Annotated in this window: 3 protein-coding genes; all 3 read right to left on the bottom strand. The window is 73.3% G+C overall.

Annotated elements, in window-relative coordinates; genetic code table 11:
• Positions 1-40: 40 nt before the first annotated feature.
• Positions 41-1387, bottom strand: a complete 1347-nt coding sequence (locus tag ACE3O1_RS15200; RefSeq protein WP_374316482.1) for a GNAT family N-acetyltransferase — start codon at positions 1385-1387, stop codon at positions 41-43.
• A gap of 26 nt (positions 1388-1413) precedes the next feature.
• A complete protein-coding gene (locus ACE3O1_RS15195; RefSeq protein WP_374316480.1) occupies positions 1414-2343 on the bottom strand; it encodes a 4-(cytidine 5'-diphospho)-2-C-methyl-D-erythritol kinase in 930 nt (309 codons plus the stop codon).
• Positions 2340-3181, bottom strand: an 842-nt coding sequence (locus ACE3O1_RS15190) for an aldo/keto reductase (RefSeq protein WP_374316478.1), incomplete at its 5' end; no start/stop codon positions are given. The genes ACE3O1_RS15195 and ACE3O1_RS15190, both read right to left, overlap by 4 nt.

Below are 3181 nucleotides of genomic sequence, written 5' to 3'. Positions count from 1 at the left end.
GGCTAGGCGAGTGCGGGCCCCGTCCCCGCCCGCGTCCGGTTCAGTACCAGATGCTCAGGCGGGGCGCTCGGTGCCACGCGAGGACGCGAGCGGCGGCCGAGGGATCCTCGGACCGCACGCGACCCGCCGCGGCCAGCGTCGCGAGCGACACCCCGCCGAGGTAGACGGCCGAGAGCTCCTCGATCCCGAGCGAGACCTCGACGGCACCCGCGGGCAGATCACCCTCAGCGGCGCGGACCCGGCCCGCACCGTCGGCGTCCACCTCCAGCAGGTAGCGGCCGGCCGCGTGGCCGAGGGCGTCGCTCACGTCGAGGGCGAGGATGCCGGGGGCGCCGAACCGCCGCACCTCGAGCGCGGCGGGCACGTCGAGGATGCGCACGTACTGGTGGTCGCGCACCGTGACCGTGGCGGCGCGCTGGTCGGCGATCATCCAGCGCAGGGGCTCGTCGACCGAGAGCTCGTCGGCGTGCGCCTCGGCGACGAGGTCCAGTTCGAGCAGGAAGCGCCACAGCGCGGCGTACGCGTCGTCGCCGTCGGCGAGCAGATAGACGACGCGCACCGTCGCCTTCGTGAAGTCGTCGTGATTCTCCTTCACGGTGTACAGCGCGAGCCCCCGCACCTCGCCGGTGGCGTCGGTGTACTGGATCGCCCGCTTGTCGCCGGCCTTCTCGGCGGTGGGGGTCGTACCGGCGAAGCCGTCCCAGTGCGATCCCGGCACGTCGATCTCTCCCGCGGCGCTCAGCCGCACGCGCTCGTGCAGCCCGGGGGCGAGCTCACGCAGCGTCTCCCGGGCGATGAAGTCCACGCGCCCGTCCGGGCGAGGCCCTATCCAGGTGGCGCGCCGCGTCTCGATGCGCCACGACGCGCTCGCCGCCGCCGGCGCGAATCCGTAGCGCCCGTACAGCGTCGACTCGCTCACGGTGAGCATCGCGACCGGGATGCCGGCGTCGGCTGCCGCACGCAGCTCGCCCTCGAGCATCGCCCGCGCGATCCCCCGCCGGCGGTGCGTCGGCGCGACGGTGACGGCGGAGATCGCGCACGCGGGCACGGCGGCGTGGCCGGGCACGGTCAACTCGCCGAGCCACGACGCGATGGTCGCGACCGGCGCCTCGGACACGGGCGCCGCGGGGTCGTAGACGCCGGTCAGGCGCCGGTACCCCGATCGCGCGCGCGCCGCGGCGACGTGCTCGGCGGTGCGCTCGCCGTCCTGGAATCCGCGGGCGACCGACTGCAGCCAGGGTGCGAAGTCGTCGCCGTCGACCGTCGTGCGCCGGTAGTCCAGGCCGCTCTCGGCCAGCCGGGCGCGCGACTGCTCATCGACCGGCCCGGCGCGGAACGCGGCGCGATCGGCCTCGGAGGCGACGGCGCCTCGGACAGTGGTGGACATCTCAGCTCCTGTGTGTCGTTCGATCGTCAAGAACCCACCACGCGCGCACCCGCGACGGGGCCGTGCACGTGGAGCGCCGTGAGCCCGGACGCCGAGAGCATCATCTGCAGCTCGAGCGCCGACTCGGGGTCTCCGGCCAGGAACGCCAGCGTGGGCCCGGATCCCGACACCATCCCGGCCAGGGCGCCCGACCGCTCGCCGAGTTCGAGGACGTCGCGCAGGCCCGGGCGCAGGGACAGCGCCGCCGCCTGCAGGTCGTTGCGGGTGTGCTCGGCGAGGGCGACCGGGTCGGCGGCGCGCAGCGCCTGCAGCACCGCGGGGTCGATCTCGGGCACGCGCACGACCGACGCGATGTCGTGTGCGCTCCGCAGCGCGTCGAGGTGCCCGTAGACCTCGGGCGTCGACAGCCCGTCGTCCGACGGGACGACGATCCAGTCGAAGCGGCCCTTCGCGAGCGCGGGGCTCAGCTGATCGCCGCGGCCGGTTCCGACCGCCGTCCCGCCCATGAGCGCGAACGGCACGTCGGCCCCGAGCCTCGCGGCGAGCTTGTGCAGCTCGGCGCCGCCGAGGTCGGCGCCCCACAGCGCATCGCACGCGACCAGGGCGGCCGCGGCATCCGCGGAGCCCCCGCCCATGCCGCCGGCGACCGGAACCGACTTCGCGATGTCGAGGTGCACCCCGCCGCGATACCCGATCCGCTGCGCCACGAGGCGCGCCGCACGCACCGCAAGGTTGCGGTCGTCGGCGGGCACGCCGGTGACGTCGACGGTTCCCGAGACGTTGATCGTGAAGTCGTCGGCGTGGCTCGCCCACACGTCCTCGTACAGCGAGACGGCCTGATACGCCGACGCGACATCGTGATAGCCGTCGTCCTGCACCGCACCGACCTCGAAGAAGAGGTTCAGCTTGCCCGGCGCCCTGACATGGACGCGGCCTTCGGCGAAGGCTTCGCTCACGAGGTGGCCGACTCCGCCCACAGGTCGACGTCGATGCCGTCCGAGAGCGCGTCGATCCGCTCGATCTCCTCGGTCGAGAAGGCGGGACCCCGCAGGGCCGCGAGATTCTCGTCGAGCTGCGCCGGCCGCGAGGCGCCGATCAGCGCCGAGGCGACCACCGGATCGCGCAGCACCCACTGGATCGCCATCTGCGCGAGCGACTGGCCGCGCTCCTTCGCGATCACGTCCAGGCCCCGCAGGGTCGCGAGGCCGTTGTCGCTGAGCGGACCAGACGGGAGCGAGCGGCGCTGCTGGGCGCGATCCGCGTCGCCTCCGCCCAGGTACTTGTCGGTCAGCAGCCCCTGGGCGAGCGGCGTGAACGCGATCGCGCCCATGCCCTCCTGCCTCAGGACGCCGGTGAGGCCGTCCTCGACCCAGCGATTGAGGATCGAGTAGGCGGGCTGGTGGATCACGAGCGGCGTGCCCAGCGAACGGGCGACGGATGCCGCGACCGCCGTGCGCTCGGCACTGTAGGACGAGATGCCGACGTAGAGGGCCTTGCCCTGGCGCACCAGCGTGTCCAGGGCGCCGACGGTCTCCTCGATCGGCACGTCGGGGTCGACCCGATGCGAATAGAAGACGTCGACGTAGTCGACGCTCATGCGGCGCAGCGACTGCTCGGCGCTCGCGATGAGGTATTTGCGCGAACCGCCGTTGCCGTACGGGCCGTGCCACATGTCGTAGCCGGCCTTGGACGAGATGATGAGCTCGTCGCGGTACGGCGCGAAGTCCTCCCGCATCATGCGGCCGAAGTTCGTCTCGGCCGAGCCGTAGGGCGGACCGTAGTTGTTGGCGAGGT

Source organism: Microbacterium sp., from assembly GCF_041909575.1.
GTDB lineage: Bacteria > Actinomycetota > Actinomycetes > Actinomycetales > Microbacteriaceae > Microbacterium.
The sequence above is the reverse complement of the archived record's forward strand: the minus strand, read 5'-3'. Positions and strand labels throughout refer to the sequence as shown.

Coding starts and splice junctions, on each gene's coding strand:
- ACE3O1_RS15200 (WP_374316482.1), bottom strand. CDS start 1,387: ATGTCCACCACTGTCCGAGGCGCCGTCGCCTCCGAGGCCGATCGCGCC.